The organism is Arthrobacter sp. TJ-178 (assembly GCF_058269275.1).
This window is the reverse complement of sequence record NZ_JBZCNK010000005.1, coordinates 230,914-254,316: the sequence shown is the minus strand read 5'-3', so window position 1 is coordinate 254,316 and position 23,403 is coordinate 230,914. Positions and strand designations below refer to the sequence as shown.

The window sequence follows — 23,403 nt, the reverse complement described above, 5'->3', positions numbered from 1 at the left end:
GGAGGAACCAGGCCGGATGAATCTGCCCGGCAGCAGGGGACCGGGCGGGGTCGGAAGATCCCGCCCGGAATCAGAGGATGCCCGGAGTGACCAGAAGCGTGGTGGGCACGGCCAGCAGCAGGCCGGCCAGGATGAGCACACCCGCGCGCTGCCAAGCAGGCAGCGGCGGCAGGGGAGTCAGCAGCCGGCTCAGTCGGTGTACGGTACCCAGTTTTTCCTGCTGGTCCGGGCTGTCCGGCAGAAGGCCCCGGGGTTCGGCCGCATTGAGTGCCTCGGGGGCCGCTGCGCCGGTTCCCACGATTGCCACGGCCCGGATCAGGGTTTCGGGCTGAACGGTGCGCAGTGCGTCGTCGTCGGCCAGCATCTCGATCAGCTCGTTGACCGACTGCTGGGCCAGCTGGGAGGTGGGCAGCCACGGAAGGGCGGCGCGCCACGCGGCAAAGGCCCAGAGCAGCAGGTGATGGTGCTGGGCCAGATGGGCCTTCTCGTGGATCAGGACGGCTGAGAGCTCCTCGTCGGAGAGCATTTCCAGCAGCCCGTCCGAGAGGACAGTGACTGAACGCGCGCCGCCCGGAAGGCAGTACGCCACCGGTGCGGGGTGGTTGATGACCACGGTGGCGGGCCGGGTGGCGGAGGGAGAGCTGAGCAGTGCCAGCATGTCCCGGTGCCTGCGGCGGCCGCGCCGGATCCGGTAATAGGTCAGCAGCAGGGTGAAAATGAGGTGGGCGCTGAGCAGCAGGGCAGCGCTGAGGGCAAATACATGCACCAGGCCCAGCGTGGTGGCCGGCGCGCCGTTGATCAGGATGTTCCAGAGCCCGCGGAGCGCATCGACCAGGTTGTCGCCAAGGGGCTCAAGGCCCCAAGTGAGCATGGCGCCGATCATGGACAATCCGCCGGCGAGGGCGATTGCCTGCCAGAGCACCATGGCGGTGAAGGGTGAGCGGGCAGGCCACTTGGCCCGGGACAGCGCTATTGGAACAGGCCACGCCAGCACGAGGGCCAGCGCGGCCAGAGCATATGAGGCCCAGAACACCGGGGCGGAAAGTAGCTGCCGCTACCGGGTTAGACGCTGCCGAGCAGCCGGCGAAGGGTCTCTGCCTCGCTGACGGACACTGAACCGATGAAGCGCGCCAGTACGGCTTCGCGGTCGCTGACGGATCCGAGGACCTCGTGCATCAGTTCGGCTGTGTGCTCGGCCTTGGTGGTGATGGCACGGTAGCGGTGCGGACGGATGTTCCGCTCACGCTCCACCAGTCCCTTTTTCTCCAGCCGGGAGAGGACGGTGAGGATAGTGGTGACCGCCAGGCCTTTGCCGTCGCCCGAGCCGGCCGCGGGGTTGGCCTCGGCCAGTGTTTCACGCAGTTCGTTTGCTGTGGACGCTTCCGCGGACTCCCAGAGGATGTCCATGGTTGCCCGTTCCAGCTCGCCGAGGGTAGCCATCTTTTGTTCCTGTCCTTCACATTGCAATCCGCCCGAGTCTGCTCCCTGGTCCCGCGTCCCGAGGGGACGGCAGGGGGAGCGGCGGAAGAGGTCTGACTCTCTAATGTACAGGGTTTTAGAGCTGGGTTCTACGTCACGTAGAAATCTTTTTGCATCTGATCTACGATCGGAAGCAGAATGAAATTCTACGCTCTGTAGAAGTTATGGTCCTACTGAAGGAATCCCCCCTTGGAAGCACTCGACATTGCCCGCTGGCAGTTCGGCATCACCACCGTTTACCACTTCCTCATGGTGCCGCTGACCATCGGACTGGGCCTTGTGGTGGCCACCCTGCAGACCATGTGGGTGCGCACCGGCAAAGACGAATACCTGCGGATGACCAAGTTCTGGGGAAAGCTCTTCCTCATCAACTTCATCATGGGTGTGGCAACCGGCCTGGTCCAGGAGTTCCAGTTCGGCATGGCCTGGAGCGAGTACAGCCGCTTCGTGGGAGACGTCTTCGGCGCCCCGCTGGCCCTGGAATCGCTGCTGGCATTCTTCACTGAATCCGTGTTCCTGGGCCTGTGGATCTTTGGCTGGAAGCGGTTGCCCAAGAAGGTTCACCTCGCCACCATCTGGATTGCCACGCTGGCCTCCGTCCTCTCCGCCTACTTCATCCTGGCCGCCAACTCCTGGATGCAGCACCCCGTGGGTGTGGAGATGGTGGACGGCCGTCCGGTCCTGACCGACATCTGGGCCGTGCTGACCAACAACACCCTCCTGACCGCGTTCCCGCACCAGATCACGGCAGCGCTGTCTGTTGCCGGCGGCTTCCTGCTGGGCATCGCCTGGTACCACCTGTGGAAGCGCCGCCGCGACGGCATCGACACCGTTGATGAAAACGGCAAGGTAGTGGTTGGCTCCCGTCCGGAAACCGGCCGGGACAAGTCGGACTACAGCGTGTGGATCAAGTCCCTTCGCATCGGCGCAGTGGTGGCCATGGTGTCCTTCGCCGGAACCGCCATCACCGGTGACCTGCAGGGCAAGCTCATGTTCGAGCAGCAGCCCATGAAGATGGCCGCCGCCGAGGCCGCCTGCCATGACGGCACCTCCTTCTCGATCCTCTCCGTCGGCGATGTCGGGGCAGAGAACTGCGACGACGTCACCGCCGTGATCGAGGTGCCCGGTCTGCTGTCCTTCCTGGCGAACAACGACTTCGACACCGAGATCAAGGGCGTCAACACGCTGATTCCGGAATACCAGGAAGCCTACGGCACCCACATTCCCGATGATCCCAAGTACGGTGCACAGGCCGGTACGGAGATTGACTACCTGCCGGTCATGTCAGTGACCTACTGGGGTTTCCGCATCATGATCGGCTTTGGCGGCATTGCCGCCGCTGCATCCGCCGCCGCGCTCTGGATGACCCGCAAGGGCACCGTGCCGCAGTCCAAGTGGCTGATGCGCCTGGCCGTGTTCGGCATCCTGGCCCCCTTCGGCGCCAACAGTGCCGGCTGGATCTTCACCGAGATGGGACGCCAGCCGTTCGTCGTGGCTCCCAACCCGAGCTTCACCGGCATTGACCAGGTGTTCATGTTCACGGCGGCCGCAGTGTCTCCGGGCGTCTCCATGGCTGAGCTGATCTTCTCGCTCTGCGCATTCGCCCTGGTGTACCTGGTGCTGCTGGTGGTGGAAGTGCGGCTGCTGTTCAAGTTCACCCGCGGCGGCGTTCCGTCCGCCATGCCCGAACTGCTGCACGGCGGGGGGCACGACGGCGGTTCCTCCGGCGGCATGGATTCCGCCGGCGGTGACGACGGAACGGGCAGCGACGGGTCCGACACCAAGACCAAGCAGCCCGACGATGTCCTCGGCTTTGCCTACTAAGCGATCTGGAGCACAGAAGTGATTTCGCTACCCACCCTTTGGTTCATCGTCCTGGCCTTCCTCTGGACCGGTTACCTCTTCCTCGAAGGCTTCGACCTCGGCGTCGGCATGCTCATGAAGCTGATGGGCCGCAGCGAGAAGGACCGCCGGGTCATGCTGAACACCATCGGCCCGGTCTGGGACGGCAACGAGGTCTGGCTGATCACTGCCGGGGCCATGACGTTTGCCACCTTCCCGCTCTGGTACGCCGCACTCTTCTCGGCACTGTACATCCCGCTGGTGCTGGTCCTGCTGGGACTGATCTTCCGGGCCGTATCCATCGAATACCGCGGCAAGCACGACGATGACCGCTGGCGCAGCCGCTGGGACTGGGCCATGGCCCTGGGCTCCTTTGTCTCCGCCTTCGGCGTCGGGGCAGCCCTCGCGCTGACCACCACCGGGCTGCCGTTGAACGAAAACGGCGACCGGGTGGGCGGAGCCTTCGCCTGGTTCAACGGCTATGCGGTCCTGGGCGGCCTGGCCGTCGTCGCATTCTGCCTGGTCCATGCCTGCGCCTTCCTGGCGCTGAAGTCCCGCGGCGACATCGAAATGCGGGCCCGCCGCGCCGTCGTCCGCTGGCTGCCGCTGGGCGTGCTGCCCATGGCGGCCTGGGCCATCGTGGTCCAGCAGCAAAACGGCAAGGTACTGACCCTGGTTCCGCTGGTGATCGCCGTAGTGGCCGTGGTGCTGGCCTGGGTCACGGCACGCCGCGGCCGCGAAGGCTGGAGCTTCACGTGGATGGGGCTGTTCCTGGTGGCAGGTGTGTTCACCATCTTCGCCTCGCTGTACCCGAACGTTCTGCCCTCCACCCTGAACCCGGCCTGGAACCTGACCGTGGACAATGCGTCGTCCTCGGACTACACGCTGACCGTGATCTCCTGGGTCTCGCTCTTCGGCCTGCCCCTGGTCGTGCTCTACCAGGGTTGGACCTACTGGGTCTTCCGCAAGCGCATTAGCGCTGACTCCATCCCCGCTGCCCACTCGGTGACCGCCCAGTGAAACCGGTTCTTCCGGTCAGTTCCGCCAGCCGGCGGGCGCTGTATCTCCTGGGGCTGCTGGCTGCCGTCAAGGCGGCCGGTCTGGTGCTCCTGGCCACGGGCGTGGCCGCCGGGGTTGCCGGTCTTGCATCCGGCGAACCGGACTGGCGCTGGGTCTTCGCCAACGGCATCGCCGGTGCCGTGCTGCGGTCCCTCGCGGTCTGGGGAACCGAAACGGTATCCCAGCGCGCCGCGGCGGGCGTCAAGGAGGAACTGCGGGCATCCCTCACCTCGCGGGCGCTCGACGACGGCGGCAGTGTTCCCGGCATGGGCAGCGGTGCGCTGAGCGTACTGATTACCCGCGGACTGGACGGGCTGGACAACTACTACGCCAAGTACCTGCCTGCCCTGGTGACCTGCGCCGTCGTGCCGTTGCTGGTGGGCCTGCGGATCCTCTCCGCTGACTGGCTCAGCGCGGTGGTGGTTGTCCTGACCGTGCCGCTGATTCCGGTGTTCATGATCCTGATCGGACTGCACACGGGAGATAAGACCGCCGCAGCCGTGGACGCCTTGAACCGGCTCTCGGACAACATGCTGGAGCTGGCCAAGGGGCTGCCCGTCCTGGTGGGCCTGGGCCGCGCCCGGGCCCAGACCCGGGCCCTGCGCGACGTAGCCGAGAACTACCGCACCCGCACCCTGGAAACCCTGAAGGTGGCGTTCCTGTCCTCCCTGGCACTGGAACTGATTGCCACCATCTCCGTGGCCCTCGTGGCAGTGGTGATCGGCGTGCGCCTGGTGCACGGCTCCATGTCCCTGGAACTGGGCCTGCTGGCCTTGATCCTGGCCCCCGAGTGCTACCAGCCGCTGCGTGACCTGGGCACCGCACACCACGCGAGCGAGGACGGGCTCGAAGCGCTCAAGCGCACCAACGCCGTCCTGGACGCGCCGGCCGCAACGCCGCTCATCCCGGCCGCTGCTGACACCGATGCTCCGGCTGACGCCGATGCCTCAGGCATCACAGGTCCTGCCGCTGCTCCCGCCGCTGCCGCACTGTCCGTCACAGGGCTGACCATCCGATACGCCGGGCGTCCCCGTCCCGCAGTGTCCGGCCTCAGCTTCGACGTGCCCGCGGGCAGCATAGCGGCACTGACCGGATCCAGCGGCAGCGGTAAAACCTCCGTCCTGGAAACCCTCGCCGGACTGCGCCGCAGCGGCGGCGACACCACGCTGGAAGGCACCGTCACCGGCGTCGACCGTTCCGGCATTGCCTGGATTCCGCAGCACCCGGTGCTCGTGGAAGACACCACCGTGGAAGAAATTGCCCTGTACTCCGGCCTGGACTCAGCGGAGGAGGGACGGCAGGCAGCCGCAGATGCGCTCGCCGCCATTGGGTCGGCGCACCTGCTGGACACCCGCACCGCTGACCTGAGCCCGGGTGAACAGCGCCGCGTGGCAGTTGCCCGGGCGCTGGCGCGCCTTGCCTGCCAGCCGCAGGTGCACGTACTGCTGGCCGACGAACCCACCGCCCACTTGGATGCCGCCAGCGCCGCGGCCGTCATCCGCGCATTGGATAGCCTGCGCGGAACCGTCACGGTACTGCTCGTGGCCCATGACAAGGCGGCAGCGGCCATTGCCGACCGGATGATCCCGGTGGATGCCGGGTCCCCGGAGGCGCCGGCACCAGATGCCCCGGCGCCGGCGGTTTCCGGCGCTGCAGCCAGCGCCGCCGAGGACACCGCGGCCGTGCCCGCCGCAACAGCTGCGACTTTTGCCGGCACAAGTGCCGCTGCCGGCGGGGCAACCGCGCGCTGGCAGGATGAACTCGCGGAGACCGAACTTCATCCCGTGCATCAGCCGCTGTGGAAGAACCTGCTGGTCCTGCGGCCCTGGAGCGGCCAGTTCCTGCTGGCACTGCTGCTGGGCACCGGCGCCACCCTGTTTGCCGTGGCCCTCACCTCGCTGTCCGGCTGGCTGATTGTCCGGGCCTCCGAACAGCCTCCCATCCTGCTGCTGCTCGGCGTGATTGTGGGTGTCCGGTTCTTCGGCATCGGCCGGTCCGTGCTGCGATACCTGGAGCGGCTGCGCCTGCACGACGCCGTCTTCCGGGCCACCAACGCCATCCGGATCCGCCTGTGGAACGGACTTCTGCAGCGCCCCGAGGGCTGGCGCCGGCTGGCCCGCGGCGGAGGAGCACTGGAACGCCTGGTGGGCGACGTGGACGAGCTGCGCGATATTGCACCGCGCGTCGTTTTTGCACCGCTGACCGGTTTCTTTACCGCAGTGGCCGCATGCATCGCCACCGGCCTGCTGCTGCCCGGGGCCCTTGGTGCGCAGATCCTGGTGTGCGTGGTCGGGCTCGTTGTTGCCCCCCTCGCGGCCGTGGGAGCCGACGCAGCCGCACGCGCTGCAACCGTGCGGCTGCAGTCCCGGTCCATGGCAGCCATGGCGCGGCTGCTCGAGGCCGCACCGGATTTGGAAGCCAACCGCAGTGCCGCACCCGTGTTTGCCCGCCAGCAGGAGCTCGACGCGCGGGCCTCTGCTGCCGTGCGGCGCAGCGCCTGGGCTCAGGGCCTGGCCAACGCGCTGACGGCACTGGCCTGCTCCTTCGGTGCCCTGTACATGCTGACCGTGGCCGGGAACGTCTCCGCGACCGTCGCCGCCGTCGTCGTACTGATGCAGCTGGCCCTGATCGAAGCCTTCGTGGCCGTCAACGGATCCATCCAGCAGTTCTTTGCCTGGCGGACCCTCGGTGACAAGGTGCTGCCGGACCTGGGCACCGACACCGTGGAGCCCGAGGCGGAATCCGGGGACCCGGCTACGGTCCCCGCCGTGGAAACCGTTGAACTGCGCGGCATCAGCTACAACTATCCCGGCTCCGACACTCCGGTGTTCGAGGATCTGGACCTGGACCTGCGCCCGGACAGCTGGCTGGCCGTCACCGGCCCCTCCGGCAGCGGAAAGTCCACGCTGCTCGGCGTCCTGCTGGGCTTCCTGACCCCGCAGGAGGGAACCTTCCGGATCAACGGCCGGGGAGCCGCGGACCTGCCCCCGGCGGCACGGCGGATGGCCTGGTGCCCGCAGGAAGCCCACTTGTTCGACTCCACGCTGCGCGGCAATCTGCTGCTGGCCCGGGACCGCCGGCACGCGCCCACCGAAGCGGAAATGGCGGCGGCCCTGGACGCCGTCGGCCTCGGTCCGTTCCTCGCCGGCCTGCCGGAGGGACTGGATACCCGCGTGGGGGGCGGCGGACATTTCCTGTCCGGCGGACAGCGCCAGCGCCTTGCCGTTGCGCGCGCCCTCCTTACGGAAGCCGACGTCGTCCTCCTGGACGAGCCCACGGCGCATCTGGATGCGGAAGCAGGCGAACAGCTGATGGCCGATCTCGCTGCGGGCCTGCGCGGAAAATCCGTGGTGGTGGTCACCCACAATCCGGCGGACACCGTCTGGTGCGACCGCAGACTGGATCTGGGACAGCCGGTATGCGCGGGGTCACACCGGTAGGAAACGCCCGAAGCAGGTGTCATAGTCTGGAAAGATGAGTATCTCGACACCACCGGAAATTCCTGGTCCTGCAACGGGTCTGCGCTGGCGGGCCATCACGGCGGAGGACGTAGACGCCTGGCTGGAGCTGGTTCGGCGCATCGCCGCAGTCGACAAACCCGGTTTTATCCAGCAGCGTGCGGATCTGGAACACGTGCTGGAAGCCAGTGCCGACACCCCCGCCCGCGACACCCTGCTGGGGCTGGACCGGGACGGCGTGCCGCGCGCCTACGGATACCTGGTCCGGACCGAGGGGTCGGACAAGATCCACGGTGCCGGCGGAGTGGACCCGCAGTGGCGCCGGCGCGGGATCGGCACCGCACTGCTGCGCTGGCAGCAGCAGCGCGCCCGCGAGCGGCTGCTGGAAACAGGCCATAAAAAAGGCCTGCTGCGGTTCATGGCGGAAGAGGACAACGCCTCGCACATTGCACTGTTCCACGCCGCCAATGCGTCAGTAGTTCGCTACTTCACTGAAATGAGCCGGCCCCTGGAAGCGGACATTCCGGATGCCACGCTGCCGGAGGGACTGGAATACGTGACCTTCAACGAGGACATTTCCGAGGCGCTGCGCGTGGCCCACAACGAAGTCTTCCAGGACCACTGGGGGAGCGAAGAGCGGGATCCCGAGCGCTGGCAGCACAACGTCGAACACCCGCATTTCCGGCCTGACTGGACCTTCGTGGTGATGGATACGTCAGCCGGGGAAATTGCCGGCTACAACATTGCCTCCTTCGACCCTGAGGGGCAGAAGCTCAACGGCTACAGCGAGGGTTACACCGAACTCCTCGGCGTGCGGCGCAGCTACCGCGGCCTGGGCCTGGCTCCGGCGATGCTCGGCGAAGCAATGCGCCGGTACAAGGCATCGGGCATGGAACGTGCCGGTTTGGGCGTGGACACCGAGAATCCGTCGGGAGCCCTGGGGCTCTATGAGAGCCTGGGCTACACGCCCACCTACCGCGAGGTGGTCTTCGACCTGCACGTGCTGCCCCAGGAGTGAGTCCTGCCGGCGGGTGAGCTCAGCCGGGCGGGTGAGCTCATCCGCCGGGCTGGCTCATCCCGCTGTTGCGTCCTGCCGGCTGTCCGCCGCGGCGGGCGCCGGCAGGACCCAGATGGACTGTGCTGCCGGAAGGCCCAGTTCCAGCTGTTTGCCGTGTGCCGCAACGGTGAGGGTTCCGGCGTAGGCCTGGCGCGAGAGAACGTGCACCTGCACGTCCAGATGCAGTCCCAGCCCTGCCAGATACCGCAGCAGTTCCGGGTCGGAGTCCGAAACCCGGGCGATGCTCACTCTGCTGCCCGGCTCGCAGCCGCTGAGCCGCACTGCTGCCAGCGGCGGAAAGCTGCCGTCCCGTGTGGGGATGGGGTCTCCGTGCGGGTCGCGGACGGGATAACCCAGGCGCCGGTCCAGGGCGTTCACCAGCTTTTCCGAGACGGCGTGTTCCAGATGCTCGGCTTCGTCGTGGACCTCGTCCCAGCCGTAGTCCAGGTACTCCACCAAAAATGTCTCGATCAGCCGGTGCCGGCGCACCATGGCCACCGCTTCACGCGTACCCTCTTCCGTCAGCGCGATCGAGCCGTAGCGCGCATGGGTCAGCAATCCCCGGGTTGTCAGCTTTTTGACGGCCTCTGAGACCGACGACGGCGAATTCCCCACGTGTGCGGACAGCGCGGAAACCGTGACCGGCGCGTCGGTCCATTCCTGGGCGGTCCAAATGACCTTGAGATAGTCCTCGGAAGCGGCTGAAAGCGAATTGGTACCCACGCCTCCACCTTACGTGTTGCGGCTGGCCGGGCTCCTGCGGTCATCCAGCCCTTCGTACACCAGCCAGAACTCGCTCATGGGCCGGGGGCAGCCCCGGAGCAGATCTTCGAGGTACAGCAGATGCGTCTGCCAGCCGGGCAGGTAGTTGGCGGTCTCATCTCCCAGCCCCTCGTGGACCAGCAAAAGCTGCGTGCTGCTGCCGACCGGGGTCAGCTCAATACGCAGAACGGAGAGCGGCTCATCCGGAAACGACCAGGTCATCGCCAGCAGCCTTCCCGGTTCCCAGTCTCGGATCTCACTGATGCAGGAATAGCCCACGGAGTGCTGGACGGTGACCACGCTGTCTGCAGCGAATTCACCGGAGGTGACGGTCCCCATCCAATGCGGCAGCGCTTCCGGGCTTGTCAGTGCGTGCCACACCCGGTCCGGAGACGCGGGCAGGGACCACTGCAGGGTCACACACCCGGACGGGGTGTCCATCAAACGGCTGGTCAGAGGCATGGGCGGAGCCTAATGGACTTTATCTTCGTCCACCAGCGTCCAGGCATCGCCGTGTTGCGCCCGGTGCCAGTGCTGCCGGGGGCTGTCGATTTCACGGACGACGTCGGTCAGCCAAATGGTCCGGTCCGGATCCCAGCCGGCAATCACGGAAGCCCACTCCTCATCGACGTCGAGAGCCCGCCCTGCGCTGCTGAGATATCCCGCCACCGTCAAATGAACCGCATCCCATTCCCCAGCCACACGCTCCCAATCCGGAATCAGCCACCGGCCGTCACGTCCAGTGACATGGAACCAATCGTTGCGGCGGGATGCGGTGACGTCGAGCGGAAATTTCCGGCAGAGCGCTATCCAGTCTTCTCCGGTGCGGATTTCATACGTCCGGCCTGCACCGCGGACCGGGATGGTGGTGGCGTCCAGCCAGCCAAGGGAATCCTCAATGAGGTTCAGGGCAGCGGGGATCCGGCTGACAGTGCCGACAAGCCCAAGGGGAAACGACCACCATGAACCGGTCCAATTCGAGTGCAGTCCGCGTGCACTTGCCTTCCATTTCATTTCCTCGGCACGGATGTTCCGCCCCCACTGGGCCAGTTTCCGCTGCGGAGCGCTCCCCAGCGGCGCCGGGTCATCCGGGCCCCGCCAGTCGATGGCCCACTGTTCAGTGCCGCGGGGCGCTGCACTGTGCTGCATTGCCGGCATGGTCCCGACCCGGACGGCCAAGGGGACAAGTGCCTTCCGGATGACCGGCAGCGCGGCGAGCACATCCTCACCGTCGGGGGCCTGCCAATACCTGGCAGCATCCACCGCAGCCTCGAGGGCCGGCTGAATCAGCTCATTACGCAGGCCCGAAAAATCAAGAGAGAAGAGCGCGGCGGCCAGCTCCTCGGGCGAGGCAGAAACGGGGACACCGGCGTCGTCCTCTTTGGTGCCGTCGTTTGTTTCTTCAGGACTCATCAGGCCGAACATCACCGTGGAAGTTCCTTTGCCGGGATCGAGCTCGTAACCCAGCCGGAACACGGCCGTGCTGACGTCCGGGTCGAGTTCCGCCGCGAGCTGCAGGCACATCCGGCGGCCCCGTGGGCCGGCGAGCAGCGGTTCAGTCTCTGCGTTCATTCGGTCATCCTTGCACGCTGCAGATGCAAGGAGGAGAAGCCGTGCAGGTGAACCGCAGGAGAAACGCGGGACGGCAGGCACCCGGTATGCAAAGGTGATGCCATGGGTTCTCCTCAATCGCTGAGCGAAGCAGACCGGCGCACTCTGGCTGTTTGGGCCGCTGACTGCGCCGAACGCGTCCTGGCATTGTTCGAAGCGGACGTTCCCGATGATGGTCGGCCTCGGGATGCCATCGAGCGCGCCCGGGCTTTTGGCTCCGGTGAACTCAGCGCCGCCGGTGAGATCCGGCGTCGTTTTCTTGCCTTCAGGGCCGCCGGCGCCGCCGCGACGCCTGCCGGTGCTGCTGCCGCCAGAGCGGCGGCGCAGGCCGCAGCTGTTGCACATATGGGAGCACATGCCCTGGGTGCTGCGGCGTATGCCGCCAAGGCCGCCGCCCTCGCCGACACTGACCGGTCCGCCGCGGGCGCAGAACTCCAATGGCAGGTCGCCCGCATGAGCCCACAAACCCGGAGCGTTCTCCGCCTGCTTCCGCCGGTGGGGGAGGACAGGGCCGGACCTCTGGGCCCGGGGCTGCTCGCAACCGGTGAGCTGGGGGCGGCCATCCGCACCATTCAGTCCGCCGTCAGCTCCGGCGATTGACCCGTGGGGGGGGAAGCCGCAGCGCGCTCCTGAGCCTGCGGCGCTCGCCGGTTACGCTGACCTCCATGACAGCCCTGATCTCACATACGTCCTTTGACAGCCTTGATGCCTTCGCCCAGTCAGTGTTCTGGAAAGAGGCGCTTGGTTTCCATGACGATCCCCACGACCCGAATCATCCCGGCGACGAGGAGTGCATGATTGCCTCCGACGACGGTTCCCAGCGCCTGCTGTTCATCAGAGTTCCGGACGCCAAGCAGGTCAAAAACCGGGTGCACCTGGATCTCAAGCCGGCCGAAGACACCCGCGACCGGGAGCTGAAGCGCCTGCTGGGATTGGGGGCCCGGGAAGTTGCGGACCGGCGGATGCCCGACGGGACCGGTTGGGTGGTCCTCGCGGATCCGGAGGGCAATGAATTCTGCATCCTGCGCAGTGACGCCGAGCGCGCGTAACCGCGCACATGAGCATCACCGCCTGAGCCCCCGATGCTGCCCACCCCAACAGCTGGTAGATACCCCCTAGGGGTACTTGACGCATACCCCAAGGGGGTATATCTTCGTGGTAGATCGAACCTTAGGAGCGCAGATGAGCACAACCCAGGAACCGGCCGCCGGCGGCCTCGCAGAGCAGGATCACTCCGGTGCCCACGGGTATGCCTCGGACAAGGAGGCCTACCTCAAGCGGCTTCGGCGCATTGAGGGCCAGGTCCGCGGAATTGCCCGCATGGTCGAGGAAGACAAGTACTGCATTGACATCCTGACCCAGGTCGCGGCCATCAACAAGGCGCTGCATGCCGTGAGCCTGGGCCTGGTCCAGGACCACATGTCCCACTGCGTCGTGGGTGCTGCCCGCGAGGCCGACGCCACCGGCAACCCGGAACTGGTGCAGGCCAAGGTTCAGGAAGCCACGGACGCCATCGGCCGGCTCCTGCGCTGACATCTCCCTGCACCGCAGCTTTCAACGCCTGCCAAAGCAACCCATACCGAAAGAGGAACCCCATGGAAACCACACTGAACATCTCCGGCATGACCTGCGGACACTGCGTCGCCTCCGTGACTGAGGAACTCGAAGCCCTTAACGGCGTAGAGAACGTCAGCGTCGACCTCAACGCCGGCGGGATCTCCACCGCCGTCGTCACCTCCAGCCGCGAACTCTCACCTGTCGAGCTCGGCGAAGCCGTGGCAGAGGCGGGCTACCTCGTGGTGGAACCCTCCGCCTAGCAGCAACGGTTTCGACGGCGGCGCGTCCCGCACCTGCGGGCCCGTGCCCGCACCGCAATACCTTTGGAAGGACAGCATCCCCATGAGTACCGAAAAACTGCTCCAGCAGCCGCAGCCGCGGGTCATCGACCTCAAGGTTGAAGGCATGACGTGCGCTTCCTGCGTGGGCCGGGTGGAACGGAAACTGGGAAAGATTGAGGGCGTCGAAGCCACGGTCAACCTTCCGCTGGAATCCGCGCGGGTGCGTGTTCCGGACGGTGTCACGGACGAGCAGATCCTGCAGGCCGTGGATTCGGCCGGCTATAAGGCCAGCCTGGTCGGGCCCGCCGGATCGTCGCGTTCCGCCGTCGGAGCGCACGGCGGCACAGCGCACGACGGCGGGGCGCACGGGAGCGCCGAGGAGCATGCAGACCATGATGGCCCCGGCATGGAGCAAACCGGCGAGGACCACATGGCTCACGGCGGAACGGCGGCCACGCTGCGTCCGCGGCTGATCCTGGCCGCCGTCCTCACGGTGCCGGTGTTCCTCATTTCCATGATTCCGGCACTGCAGTTCAGCAACTGGGGCTGGGTTGCTGCGCTGCTGTCCCTGCCGGTGGTCACCTGGTCCGCCTGGCCCTTTCACCGGGCTGCGGCGATCAACGCCCGGCACTTCGCGTCCACCATGGACACCCTGGTGTCCCTGGGCGTCATCGCGTCCTACCTGTTTTCGCTGGGCATCCTCCTTGCCGATCCTGCCCTGACCGCCCACGGCGGCATGTCGGATATGCAGGGAATGGCCGACGGCGGGCACGCCAACCTCTACTTCGAAGTTGCCTCCGTGGTGGTCACCTTCCTGCTGCTGGGAAGGTATCTGGAGGCCAATGCCAAGGCCCGCGCGGGCGACGCCCTGAAAGCACTCCTGAGCCTGGGTGCCAAGGATGCCACCGTGCTGCGCGACGGCGCCGAGGTCCGGGTTCCGGCGCAGGACCTGGTGGTTGGCGACGTCATTGTGGTCCGTCCCGGTGAGAAGATCGCGGCCGACGGCGTGGTCACCGACGGACACTCGGCGGTGGACGCCTCCCTGATCACGGGAGAATCCGTTCCGGTGGAAGTGGGTCCGGGGGATACCGTCACCGGTGCCACGGTCAACACCTCGGGCCGGCTGCTGGTCACCGCCACGCGGGTGGGCAGTGAAACCACCCTGGCCCAGATGGGGCGCCTGGTCAGCGACGCGCAGTCCGGCAAGGCACCGATCGCGCGGCTGGCGGACCGGATCAGCGCCGTCTTCGTGCCGATTGTCCTTGGCATTGCCGTGCTGACCTTCGTGCTGTGGCTGGTCTTCAGCGGCGACCTGCAGGCAGCCTTCACCGCCGCCGTCGCCGTCCTGGTCATTGCCTGCCCGTGCGCCCTGGGTCTGGCCACTCCCGTTGGCCTGCTCACCGGCACCGGCCGCGGAGCCCAGCTGGGCATCCTCATCAAGGGCCCGCAGGTGCTCGAAGACACCCGCACCGTGGACACCATTGTGCTGGACAAGACCGGCACGGTGACGGACGGACGGCTGTCCGTGGTGCGGACCGTGACCCTGGATCCGGTCTTTGATGAGCAGGAACTGCTGCAGCTGGCCGGATCCGTGGAGGCGGCGGGGGAGCATCCGATCGCCGTCGCCGTCGCCGCCGCTGCTCAGAATGCAGCACCCGACGGCGCACTCGCCCCGGTGAGCGGGTTCGATTCGGCGCCCGGCGGCGGTGTCCGCGGAACAGTGAACGGACGCGCCGTCGTCGCCGGACGCCCCGGCTGGCTGGAAGACAACGGGATCCACCTGCCCGAGGAGGCCCGGACAATGCTGCGGGCCGAGCAGGAAGCCGGATCCACGGCTGTCCTGGTGGCCGTGGACGGCCGGGCCGCCGGAATCATTAGCCTGCAGGACAACCTCAAGCCCGGTTCCGTGGCTGCCATTGCACGCCTGCGGACCCTGGGACTGCGGCCCGTGCTGCTCACCGGAGACAACGCGGTGGTGGCCGGCCGGGTGGCGGCCGCCGTGGGGATCGCCCCGGAAGACGTGCTCGCTGACGTCCGCCCCGAGGGCAAAGTGGAAGCCGTGAAGCGGTTCCAGGCCGAAGGAGCCACCGTGGCCATGGCCGGCGACGGCGTGAACGACGCCCCGGCGCTGGCGCAGGCGGACCTCGGCATCGCGATGGGCTCCGGCACCGACGTCGCCATCGAGGCAGCGGACCTGACCGTGATGGGCAACGATCTGGGTCAGGTGGCCACGGCCATCGAACTGTCCCGGCGCACCCTGGGCACCATCAAGACGAACCTGTTCTGGGCCTTCTTCTACAACGCAGTGGGCATTCCGGTGGCGGCCCTGGGGCTGCTGAACCCGATGATTGCCGGCGCCGCGATGGCCGCCAGCTCCGTGCTGGTGGTCGGCAACTCCCTGCGGCTGCGCAACTTCGGCAAGCAGCACAGCTAGGCGGGGCAAGTCCTGCCGCGGCAGATCTCCGGCGGAATCACTCCTATATCGAATCATGCAGTCAGAACTGCGCCCGCCGGTCCCTCTGGGCCGGCGGGCGCAGTGCGTTAACGGACAGCGGAACGCTGTGGAGTCCGTGGCGGATCCAGTGTTCAGCCTTTTGGGGACTTTCAACCAGCCGGATCTACGCACAGGGTTACTTCGCCGCATCTTTCGTGCAGATAACGGGCCTTGCGGAATTCCTGCGTGCAGATTAGGCCCTTATCAAGGCCGATATGACGTGTTTGAGTCCGTTATCTGCACGAAGAAATTCACAGGACCGTTTTTCAGCCCGTTACGTGCACGAAGGATCCGGGGGCCGGCGATTTAGCGCCGCTAGCTGCACGAAGGATCCGGGGGCCGGCAGTTTAAGCCCGTTAGCTGCACGAGAGATCCCGCGCCGGATTCGTAGTGGCCTCAGGAGACAGCGAAGGCCGGACGGTCCGCAGACCACCCGGCCTTCGCCTGTGCCGGACCTAGCCCGCGGCCGGATCCTCGCCCGGCTCAACCGGCGTGTTGCTCGGCCCCACCTGGTCCACCTGGTTGGTCAGCGGAATGCCGGAGCCGTCCCGCCGTCCGTGTTCGGTGGGCAGTGCCCGGGCCACACCGTTGGCAGCGGCAGCCTTCGCCGGACCGTGCCCGGCCCACGCCACCGCCAGCGCATCCTCGCCCTTCAGGAAACGGTGGGCGCGCACGCCGCCGGTGGCCCGGCCCTTCACCGGATACTCGGAGAACTCGGTCACCTTCACCGAACCCCCGGGCGTCCCGGGGAGGGTCTCGGCGCCCGTGGACACGGTCACAACGACGGCGGCCGGATCATTCTGCGCCACCACGCCGAAGAACAGCACCCGGTCATCGGCACCGAGCTTGATGCCGGCCACACCGCCGGCGGTACGTCCCTGCGGACGGACCAGCGACGCGCTGAAGCGCAGCAGCTGGGCCTGTTCGGTAATGAACACCAGCTCGTCGGTGTCCTGTGCGGCTACCCCCAGGCCCACGACTTCGTCCTTGGGCTTGAGCGTAATGGCTTCCCAGTCGTCGCGGTTCAGCGGGTACTCCGGGTTGACCCGCTTCACGATGCCGTTCCGCGTTCCCAGCGCAATGATCTCGTTCAGCGGCACCAGGCCGATCAGCTTCTCGCCCTTGGCCAGGGTCATGAAGTCCTTCACCGGAACCCCGCCGGCCATGTTGGGCAGGCCCGCGGTGGGAGGCAGGGCCGGCATGTCCAGTACCTGGACGCGGATCATCCGGCCCGACGACGTCACCGCCCCGATCTCGCCGCGCGCCGTCGTTTTCACCACGGACCGGAACACATCGTGGCGCACCCGCTGGCCGGCTTCGGTGAGCGGCTCCTGGTTGGACGTGCGGGCCAGCTGGCCGGAACTGGTGAGGATAACCCAGCAGGGGTCATCTGCGATCTCCAGCGGCATTGCCGCCTTGGCGCCCTTGCCGGTGACGGCGGGAGCAGCGGCCACACCCTTCAGCGGAGAGGCGGCCTCGGATTCGAGCAGCACCGTCCGCCGCGGGGTGGCGTACTTCGCGGCCACCTCGCCGAGCTCCTCGGAGACCAGGGCGCGCAGCCGCGGCTCTGAATCGAGGATGGCCTGCAGCTCCTTGATCGCCAGGAGCAGGTCATCCTTTTCCTTCTCCAGCTCGATGCGCGAGTACTTGGTGAGCTGGCGCAGGCGCAGCTCCAGGATGTGGTTGGCCTGGATTTCCGTGAGGTCATAGACGGCCATCAGGCGTTCACGCGCCTGTGCCGTCTCATCCGAGGTGCGGATGATCTGAATGACCTCGTCAATGTCCACAATCGCAATGAGCAGGCCTTCGACCAGGTGCAGCCGGTCCTGCTTCTTGCGCAGGCGGAAAGCGGTGCGGCGGCGCACGACGCCGAGGCGGTGCGCCACATAGACCTGCAGCAGCTCCACCAGACCCAGGGTCCGGGGCTGCCCGTCCACCAGGGTGACGTTGTTGATGCCGAAGGAATCCTCCATGGGCGTGTACCGGTACAGCTGGGCCAGCACGGCGTTGGGATTGAAGCCGTTCTTCAGCTCAATCACCAGGCGCAGTCCGTGGCTGCGGTCGGTCAGGTCCACCACGTCCGAGATGCCCTGCAGCTTCTTGGAGGTCACCGCATCCTTGATTTTCTCGATGACCTTTTCCGGACCCACCATGTACGGCAGTTCCGTGATCACCAGGCCGGTGCGGCGGGCGGAGAGCTGCTCCACCTCCACCTTGGCGCGGGTCTTGAAGGAACCGCGGCCGGAGGCATACGCGTCGCGGATGCCGTCCAGTCCCACAATCCGGCCGCCGCTGGGCAGGTCCGGGCCGGGGATGAAGCGCATCAGCTCATCCAGTGTGGCGTCCGGATTGGCGATCAGGTGCTGGGTGGCGGCAATGACCTCGCCGAGGTTGTGCGGAGCCATGTTGGTGGCCATGCCGACGGCGATGCCCGTGGTTCCGTTGACCAGCAGGTTGGGGAAGGCCGCCGGAAGCACCTCGGGCTGCATCAGCTGGTTGTCATAGTTGGGGACAAAGTCCACTACGTCTTCATCCAGGTGATCCGTCAGCGTCAGCGCCGGTGCGGCCAGGCGGGCCTCGGTGTACCGCGCGGCGGCGGGGCCGTCGTCGAGCGAACCGAAGTTGCCGTGTCCGTCGATCAGCGGCAGGCGCAGCGCCCAGTCCTGGGCCATGCGGACCATCGCGTCGTAGATGGCAGAGTCACCGTGCGGATGGAGCTTGCCCATGACCTCGCCCACCACCCGGGCGGATTTCACATGGCCGCGGTCCGGCCGCAGACCCATGTCCGCCATCATGTACAGGATGCGGCGCTGGACGGGCTTGAGGCCGTCGCGGGCGTCGGGAAGGGCGCGGGAGTAGATCACCGAGTACGCGTACTCGAGGAAGGAACCTTCCATCTCGGTGGTGACATCAATGTCGATGATGTTCTCGGCGATTTTCTCGCCGGGTGCGGTTTTGGAGACGGGTTGGCGCCGGGCCATGCTGTTGTCGGGTCCTTGCATTGGTAGGGGGCAAACGGGGGTGCAGGCGGGTTCGGCGCGGCGGCCGAAGCGTCCTGCAGACAGCGGAGAAAATTTCCCACTACTCTGAGTCTATGGCGGAGCAGGGACATTACCCCGAATATTGGGAAGCTGACGTGGTGTTGCGGGACGGCGGCACAGGGCATCTGAGACCTGTGACACCCGGGGACGCGCAGGCGCTGCAGGAGTTCCACATGCGCCAGTCCCAAAGCTCCATCTACCTGCGCTTCTTCACCTACAAGGCCAAGCTCAGCAACAAGGAACTGGCACGGTTCACCAACGTGGACTACAAGGACCGGGTGGCCTTTGTCATCACCATCGGCTCGGAGATTATCGGCATTGGCCGCTACGACCGCCTCGATGACCCCACCGAGGCCGAGGTCGCCTTCAACATTTCGGACGGCCACCAGGGCCGCGGGCTGGGCTCCATCCTGCTGGAACACCTGGCCGCCGCCGCGCGGGAAAACGGCATCCGCCGGTTCTCCGCGGAAGTGCTCCCCGAAAACCGCAAAATGATCGGGGTCTTCGCGGACGCCGGCTACGAGGTGCGCCGGCATTTCGACGACGGCGTCATCGCCCTGGACTTCAACATCGACCCCACGGACAAGTCCCGGGCCGTGATGGAAGCACGCGAACACCGAGCGGAGGCCCGCAGCGTGGCGGACCTGCTCTCGCCGTCGTCCGTGGCGGTCATCGGAGCCAGCCGGGAGTGGGGCAAGGTGGGCTACCAGCTCCTGGAACACATCATCGAGGGCGGGTTCACCGGCGCCGTCTACGGGGTGAATCCGGAGGCCTTCGAGCTGGCCGGAATGGTGTCCTACGCGCGGATCGCGGATGTGCCGGAACCGGTGCAGCTGGCCGTCATTGCCGTCCCCTATGACCAGGTGCTGCCTGTGGTGGAGGAGTGCGGCCGTGCCGGCGTCAAGGGACTGCTGGTGGTCACCGCCGGTTTCGCGGGCGACGGCGAACGCGGCCTGGCCCGCCAGCGCCGGCTGGTGCGGCACGCCCGCGCCAATGGCATGCGCGTGGTGGGCCCGGCGTCGCTGGGTCTGATCAACACCCGGCCGGACGTAAATCTGAACGCCTCCATGGCGCCGTCCATGCCGGTGCCCGGGGGACTGGGACTGTTCAGCCAGTCCGCGGCGATCGGGGTGCTGCTCTACGCGGCGGCGCAGCGGCGCAGCCTGGGGCTGTCCTCCACCATCTCCGCGGGAAACCGGGCCGACGTCTCCGGCAACGACGCCATGCAGTACTGGGAGGATGACACTGACACCCGGGTGGTGGGCATGTACCTGGAATCCGTGGGCAACCCCCGCAAGTTCTCCCGCATCGCCCGGCGGCTGGCCACCTCCAAACCCGTGATCGTGGCGAAGTCCGATGTCACCGGGCTGCAGCTTCCCCCAGGCCATGCCGTGCGGACCACCCAGGCGCCGGCCGGGGCACTGGATGCCATGCTGCGGCAGTCGGGGGTCATCCGGGTGAACACCAACGAGCAGCTGATGGATGTGGCCCAGATTGCCGTGAGCCAGCCGCTTCCGGCCGGCCGTTCCCTGGCGGTTTTCAGCAACTCCGCCGCGCTGGGACGCGTGGTGGCCGATGCCGCCGTCGGCCTGGAACTGGAAGTGGGCAGCCTGCAGACTGACCTTTCCCTGGACAGCGGCATGAGTGTTGCCCTGCCGCTGCTGCGGGCCACCGTCACCAAGGCGCTCGCGGCCGACGGCGTGCATGCCGGCGTGGTGACGCTGCTGCCTTCGGTCGGGCTGACCACCGAGAAAATTGCCCAGTGCCTGCAGGAATGCGTGGCGGAAACGGGTAAGCCCATCGTCGCCGCCTTCACCGGCATCATGGATCCCGGTGCGCATGTGGAGGGATTGTTCACGGCGGGAGGCCGGGAGGAGGACGGGCGCCAGTCGGGCCTGCCGTGCTTCGCCAGCCCGGGCGCCGCCGTTGCCGCGCTCGCCGCCCTGATGAGATACACCGAATGGGCCGCCCGGGACCACGGCCACTATGTGGAGCCGGCCGGCGTGGATCCGGAGGCCGCCCGCGCCTTGATTGAGGAACAGCTGACCGGCGTGACCGGTGATGAGCTGATGCGGCTGCCCTCGGCGGCGGCCACGCAGCTGCTCGGCCACTACGGCGTGCAGCTGCTGCCCTCGGTTCCGTTTACCAGTGCGGAGGAGGCAGTGGCGGCAGCGGATTCCCTTGGCTGGCCGGTTGCCATCAAAACCATGGACGAACACCTGCGGCACCGCCTGGATCTGGGCGGAGTGCGGCTGAACATCTCCACGCCCGAGGAGCTCCGGACCAACATTGCGCAGATGAAGCAGGCGCTGGAACCCTACGGCAGCTTTGAGCTTGAAGTGCAGACCATGGCTCCCGCCGGGCAGGGCTGCACCGTGCGGGCCATCGAAGATCCGCTGCTGGGACCGGTGCTGTCCTTCGGCCTGGCCGGGGATGCGGTGAACCTGCTGGACGACTGGGCACATGGCATTCCGCCGCTGACCAACACCGATATTGCCGACCTGGTGCGCGCCCCGCGCGCCTCCGGCAAGCTCTTCGGCTACCAGGGGCTGCCCAAGGCCAACGTTGCGGCCCTCGAGGACCTGATTTCCCGGCTGGCGCTGCTCAAGGACGAACACCCCGAGATCGCCCTGCTGGAGATCAACCCGGTGCTGGTTTCCACCACCGGAGTCACCGTCCTCAGCGCCGACGTCCGCGTCGGCAACCCGCAGCAGCGCACCGACAGCGCCCGGCGTGCCATGCGGGATTAAGGCCGGACCACGCGGGATCCGGGGGAAGGCGCAAAGCGATCCAGGACTCACTTGGTGTGCTCCCGCGCGCCATTTAGGTGCTGGGGCGCTGTCTGGGGGAAACTGGAACCATGTCGCCGTTACTTTCTTCTGAACGCCGCAGCCTGGACGCATCCATGGAGCGGGCCGGCTTTTACCCCACGCTTCTGGCCGACGTCGTCCACGACGCCCTGGACGGCCGGGAACCGCTGTCCCACCTGATTCACCTGGAGACCCACTTCGAGCGCACCGAGGTGCACCGCCACATCACCGTGCTGGTGCTCACCGAGGACATGCTGGTGATCACCCACGTGGATGACCAGCAGCTGGACGAGGCCGGGGAACAGATGATGGCGCAGGTTTCCACCGAATCGGTTCCGGTAACGCAGATCCGGTCCGTGGTCCTGGGCTACATGTACGCCCAGCCGCAGAACTACAAGCCCTCCGACCAGGCCCGCGAACTGACCCTGGCCATCGCCTGGTCCGGCGGCCAGCGGCTGGACATGGGGCCGGCAGGATGCGCGGACCCGCAGTGCGACGCCGACCACGGCTACACCGGCAGCATCGCCCAGGAGGACATTGTGCTCCGGGTCAGCGCCGAGGCGGACGGAGCCCAGGCGGTGCAGAATGCCAAGGACTTTGCCCGGGCCCTGCGAAAGGTCAACACGGACACCGTGAATCTGCGCGCCCTGGACACCGGGGAAGCGCGCCAGCGCGCCGCCGGCCTCGGCAGCCGCTTCAACCGCGGCCACCACCAGCGGTAAGGGGCCATGAACTCGCCCTCCGGAACAAGCTCGCCCTCCGGTGAACCGCTGCCTCCCGCTCCCGGCTACGGACGCAGCAGCGTTGCCGATGTCCTTACCAGCTCCGCCGCCGTGCTCGGAGTGCCAGGGTTCGAAAACACCCTGAACCTGCCGGCCGCCAAACGCGTCTGCGTCGTCATGGTGGACGGCCTTGGCTGGTCCCTGCTCAAGCAGCGCGGCGGCCACGCACCCTTCCTGCGGGGCTTTCTGCCCACGGCGCGCGTCCTCACCGCCGCTTTCCCGACGACGACGGCGGCGTCCCTCGCTTCGCTGGGCACCGGACGCCCGCCGGGTGAGCACGGCATGGTCGGATACGACGTGCTGGACCCGGAGCAGGACAAAGTCGTCAACATGCTCGGGAACTGGGATGCGGGGGTGGACCCCGCACGGTGGCAGCCCTGCCCCACGGTCCTGGAACGGGCGGCCGAGCACATTCCGGTGGCATCGGTCAGTCTTCCCCGCTTCGAGGATTCCGCCATGACCCGCGCCGCCCTGCGCGGGGGCGACTTCATCGGCGCCACCGGTGTCCACGCCCGGGTTGCCGCCGCGGTTCAGGCCCTGGCCGGATCCCCGAAAATGCTGATGTACCTGTACTGGAACGAGCTGGACAAAGCCGGACACAAGCACGGCGCCCAGTCACAGCAGTGGGGCTTCCAGCTGGAAGAGCTGGACAGTGCGCTCAAGCTCCTGGCCGCCCGCCTGCCGGCTGACACGCTGCTGCTGCTCACCGCGGACCACGGCATGGTCGATGTTGCTCCCGAGCACCGCTACGACTTCTCGGAAGACCCCGCACTCATCGCGGGGGTCCGCCACACGGCGGGGGAGCCGCGGATGGTGCACCTCTATCTGGAACCCGGCACCGACGAGCAGGACCGCGACAAGCTGATGGCTGCCTGGCGCAGCGCGTACGGCAATAAAATCTGGATCGCCACGCGGCAGGAAGCCATTGCGGCAGGCTATTTCGGCGCCGTCGTGACGGAGGCCGTGCTGCCGCGCATCGGTGACGTGCTGGTGCTGGCGCGGGAGCCTATTGCCCTGTATGACCTGCGCCGCATGCGGCCGGCTTCGCTGGAAGTGGTGGGCCAGCACGGCTCCCTGACCCGCGCGGAGCGGGAAGTTCCGCTGCTGCAGCTCGCTGCACCGGCCGCCAAGCGCAACCCCGGGGCTTCTGCCGGCGGGAGAAAGAAGTAA

General features: G+C 67.1%; 18 protein-coding genes. 12 read left to right on the top strand and 6 right to left on the bottom strand.

The genetic code is table 11. The features are described from left to right. Positions 1 to 70: 70 nt before the first annotated feature. On the bottom strand, positions 71 to 1,033 hold the full coding sequence (locus tag AC4D2Q_RS14900; RefSeq protein ID WP_490947274.1) for a M56 family metallopeptidase: 963 nt from the start codon (positions 1,031 to 1,033) through the stop codon (positions 71 to 73). A gap of 29 nt (positions 1,034 to 1,062) precedes the next feature. Beyond that, a complete protein-coding gene (locus AC4D2Q_RS14895; RefSeq protein ID WP_490925009.1) occupies positions 1,063 to 1,440 on the bottom strand; it encodes a BlaI/MecI/CopY family transcriptional regulator in 378 nt (125 codons plus the stop codon). Positions 1,441 to 1,668: 228 nt separating this feature from the next. Between AC4D2Q_RS14895 and AC4D2Q_RS14890 the strand changes: the two genes are divergently transcribed. From AC4D2Q_RS14890 to AC4D2Q_RS14875, 4 genes are read left to right on the top strand one after another with little or no spacing between them, the layout of a single operon-like run. Further along, positions 1,669 to 3,303, top strand: coding sequence for a cytochrome ubiquinol oxidase subunit I (locus AC4D2Q_RS14890; RefSeq protein WP_490947273.1), 1,635 nt, complete (start codon positions 1,669 to 1,671; stop codon positions 3,301 to 3,303). Positions 3,304 to 3,321: 18 nt separating this feature from the next. Beyond that, positions 3,322 to 4,341 (top strand): cytochrome d ubiquinol oxidase subunit II, encoded by a 1,020-nt coding sequence (gene cydB / locus AC4D2Q_RS14885; RefSeq protein ID WP_490947272.1) that lies wholly within the window; start codon positions 3,322 to 3,324, stop codon positions 4,339 to 4,341. Next, positions 4,338 to 7,820 (top strand): thiol reductant ABC exporter subunit CydD, encoded by a 3,483-nt coding sequence (gene cydD, locus AC4D2Q_RS14880; RefSeq protein ID WP_490947271.1) that lies wholly within the window; start codon positions 4,338 to 4,340, stop codon positions 7,818 to 7,820. Before cydB ends, cydD begins: the two co-directional genes overlap by 4 nt. 34 nt (positions 7,821 to 7,854) lie before the next feature. Further along, positions 7,855 to 8,856: a GNAT family N-acetyltransferase gene (locus AC4D2Q_RS14875; RefSeq protein ID WP_490947270.1), complete on the top strand. Its 1,002-nt coding sequence runs from the start codon at positions 7,855 to 7,857 to the stop codon at positions 8,854 to 8,856. Positions 8,857 to 8,910: 54 nt separating this feature from the next. On the opposite strand, the gene AC4D2Q_RS14870 is transcribed toward AC4D2Q_RS14875, so the two are convergent. From AC4D2Q_RS14870 to AC4D2Q_RS14860, 3 genes are read right to left on the bottom strand one after another with little or no spacing between them, the layout of a single operon-like run. After that, on the bottom strand, positions 8,911 to 9,618 hold the full coding sequence (locus AC4D2Q_RS14870) for a metal-dependent transcriptional regulator (RefSeq protein WP_490925014.1): 708 nt from the start codon (positions 9,616 to 9,618) through the stop codon (positions 8,911 to 8,913). 9 nt (positions 9,619 to 9,627) lie between these two features. Then, a complete protein-coding gene (locus tag AC4D2Q_RS14865) occupies positions 9,628 to 10,119 on the bottom strand; it encodes an SRPBCC domain-containing protein (RefSeq protein WP_490947269.1) in 492 nt (163 codons plus the stop codon). Between the two features lie 9 nt (positions 10,120 to 10,128). Beyond that, positions 10,129 to 11,229, bottom strand: coding sequence for a hypothetical protein (locus AC4D2Q_RS14860; protein WP_490947268.1), 1,101 nt, complete (start codon positions 11,227 to 11,229; stop codon positions 10,129 to 10,131). Positions 11,230 to 11,331: 102 nt separating this feature from the next. Between AC4D2Q_RS14860 and AC4D2Q_RS14855 the strand changes: the two genes are divergently transcribed. The 5 genes from AC4D2Q_RS14855 to AC4D2Q_RS14835 all read left to right on the top strand — a co-directional run bounded on the left by AC4D2Q_RS14855 (position 11,332) and on the right by AC4D2Q_RS14835 (position 15,540). Continuing rightward, on the top strand, positions 11,332 to 11,868 hold the full coding sequence (locus AC4D2Q_RS14855; RefSeq protein WP_490947267.1) for a putative immunity protein: 537 nt from the start codon (positions 11,332 to 11,334) through the stop codon (positions 11,866 to 11,868). Between the two features lie 65 nt (positions 11,869 to 11,933). Further along, complete coding sequence (locus AC4D2Q_RS14850; RefSeq protein ID WP_490947266.1) at positions 11,934 to 12,317, top strand: VOC family protein; 384 nt, start codon at positions 11,934 to 11,936, stop codon at positions 12,315 to 12,317. 133 nt (positions 12,318 to 12,450) lie between these two features. Beyond that, the gene (locus AC4D2Q_RS14845; protein WP_490947265.1) at positions 12,451 to 12,801 is read left to right on the top strand and encodes a metal-sensitive transcriptional regulator; all 351 of its coding nucleotides are present in this window, start codon (positions 12,451 to 12,453) and stop codon (positions 12,799 to 12,801) included. Positions 12,802 to 12,863: 62 nt separating this feature from the next. Further along, on the top strand, positions 12,864 to 13,085 hold the full coding sequence (locus AC4D2Q_RS14840; RefSeq protein ID WP_400932731.1) for a heavy-metal-associated domain-containing protein: 222 nt from the start codon (positions 12,864 to 12,866) through the stop codon (positions 13,083 to 13,085). An 82-nt stretch (positions 13,086 to 13,167) separates the two neighbouring features. Further along, positions 13,168 to 15,540 carry a heavy metal translocating P-type ATPase gene (locus tag AC4D2Q_RS14835; protein ID WP_490947264.1) on the top strand — a complete coding sequence of 791 codons (2,373 nt, stop codon included), beginning with the start codon at positions 13,168 to 13,170 and terminating at the stop codon, positions 15,538 to 15,540. Between the two features lie 515 nt (positions 15,541 to 16,055). Here AC4D2Q_RS14835 and AC4D2Q_RS14830 read toward each other — a convergent pair. Then, positions 16,056 to 18,581 (bottom strand): DNA gyrase/topoisomerase IV subunit A, encoded by a 2,526-nt coding sequence (locus AC4D2Q_RS14830; RefSeq protein WP_490947263.1) that lies wholly within the window; start codon positions 18,579 to 18,581, stop codon positions 16,056 to 16,058. A gap of 113 nt (positions 18,582 to 18,694) precedes the next feature. On the opposite strand from AC4D2Q_RS14830, the gene AC4D2Q_RS14825 reads away from it, so the two are divergent. From AC4D2Q_RS14825 to AC4D2Q_RS14815, 3 genes are all read left to right on the top strand, one after another. Further along, complete coding sequence (locus AC4D2Q_RS14825) at positions 18,695 to 21,391, top strand: bifunctional acetate--CoA ligase family protein/GNAT family N-acetyltransferase (RefSeq protein ID WP_490947262.1); 2,697 nt, start codon at positions 18,695 to 18,697, stop codon at positions 21,389 to 21,391. A 110-nt stretch (positions 21,392 to 21,501) separates the two neighbouring features. Continuing rightward, positions 21,502 to 22,173, top strand: coding sequence for a DUF5998 family protein (locus tag AC4D2Q_RS14820; protein WP_400932723.1), 672 nt, complete (start codon positions 21,502 to 21,504; stop codon positions 22,171 to 22,173). Positions 22,174 to 22,179: 6 nt separating this feature from the next. Beyond that, on the top strand, positions 22,180 to 23,403 hold the full coding sequence (locus AC4D2Q_RS14815; protein WP_490947261.1) for an alkaline phosphatase family protein: 1,224 nt from the start codon (positions 22,180 to 22,182) through the stop codon (positions 23,401 to 23,403).

Excerpts from the sequence above, each read along its gene's own strand:
- AC4D2Q_RS14855 (WP_490947267.1), top strand. The coding sequence starts at position 11,332 with ATGGGTTCTCCTCAATCGCTGAGCGAAGCAGACCGGCGCACTCTGGCT.
- AC4D2Q_RS14835 (WP_490947264.1), top strand. The coding sequence starts at position 13,168 with ATGAGTACCGAAAAACTGCTCCAGCAGCCGCAGCCGCGGGTCATCGAC.
- AC4D2Q_RS14825 (WP_490947262.1), top strand. The coding sequence starts at position 18,695 with ATGGCGGAGCAGGGACATTACCCCGAATATTGGGAAGCTGACGTGGTG.
- AC4D2Q_RS14895 (WP_490925009.1), bottom strand. The coding sequence starts at position 1,440 with ATGGCTACCCTCGGCGAGCTGGAACGGGCAACCATGGACATCCTCTGG.
- AC4D2Q_RS14815 (WP_490947261.1), top strand. The coding sequence starts at position 22,180 with ATGAACTCGCCCTCCGGAACAAGCTCGCCCTCCGGTGAACCGCTGCCT.
- AC4D2Q_RS14820 (WP_400932723.1), top strand. The coding sequence starts at position 21,502 with ATGTCGCCGTTACTTTCTTCTGAACGCCGCAGCCTGGACGCATCCATG.
- AC4D2Q_RS14875 (WP_490947270.1), top strand. The coding sequence starts at position 7,855 with ATGAGTATCTCGACACCACCGGAAATTCCTGGTCCTGCAACGGGTCTG.
- AC4D2Q_RS14830 (WP_490947263.1), bottom strand. The coding sequence starts at position 18,581 with ATGGCCCGGCGCCAACCCGTCTCCAAAACCGCACCCGGCGAGAAAATC.
- AC4D2Q_RS14845 (WP_490947265.1), top strand. The coding sequence starts at position 12,451 with ATGAGCACAACCCAGGAACCGGCCGCCGGCGGCCTCGCAGAGCAGGAT.
- AC4D2Q_RS14840 (WP_400932731.1), top strand. The coding sequence starts at position 12,864 with ATGGAAACCACACTGAACATCTCCGGCATGACCTGCGGACACTGCGTC.
- AC4D2Q_RS14860 (WP_490947268.1), bottom strand. The coding sequence starts at position 11,229 with ATGAACGCAGAGACTGAACCGCTGCTCGCCGGCCCACGGGGCCGCCGG.
- AC4D2Q_RS14865 (WP_490947269.1), bottom strand. The coding sequence starts at position 10,119 with ATGCCTCTGACCAGCCGTTTGATGGACACCCCGTCCGGGTGTGTGACC.
- AC4D2Q_RS14850 (WP_490947266.1), top strand. The coding sequence starts at position 11,934 with ATGACAGCCCTGATCTCACATACGTCCTTTGACAGCCTTGATGCCTTC.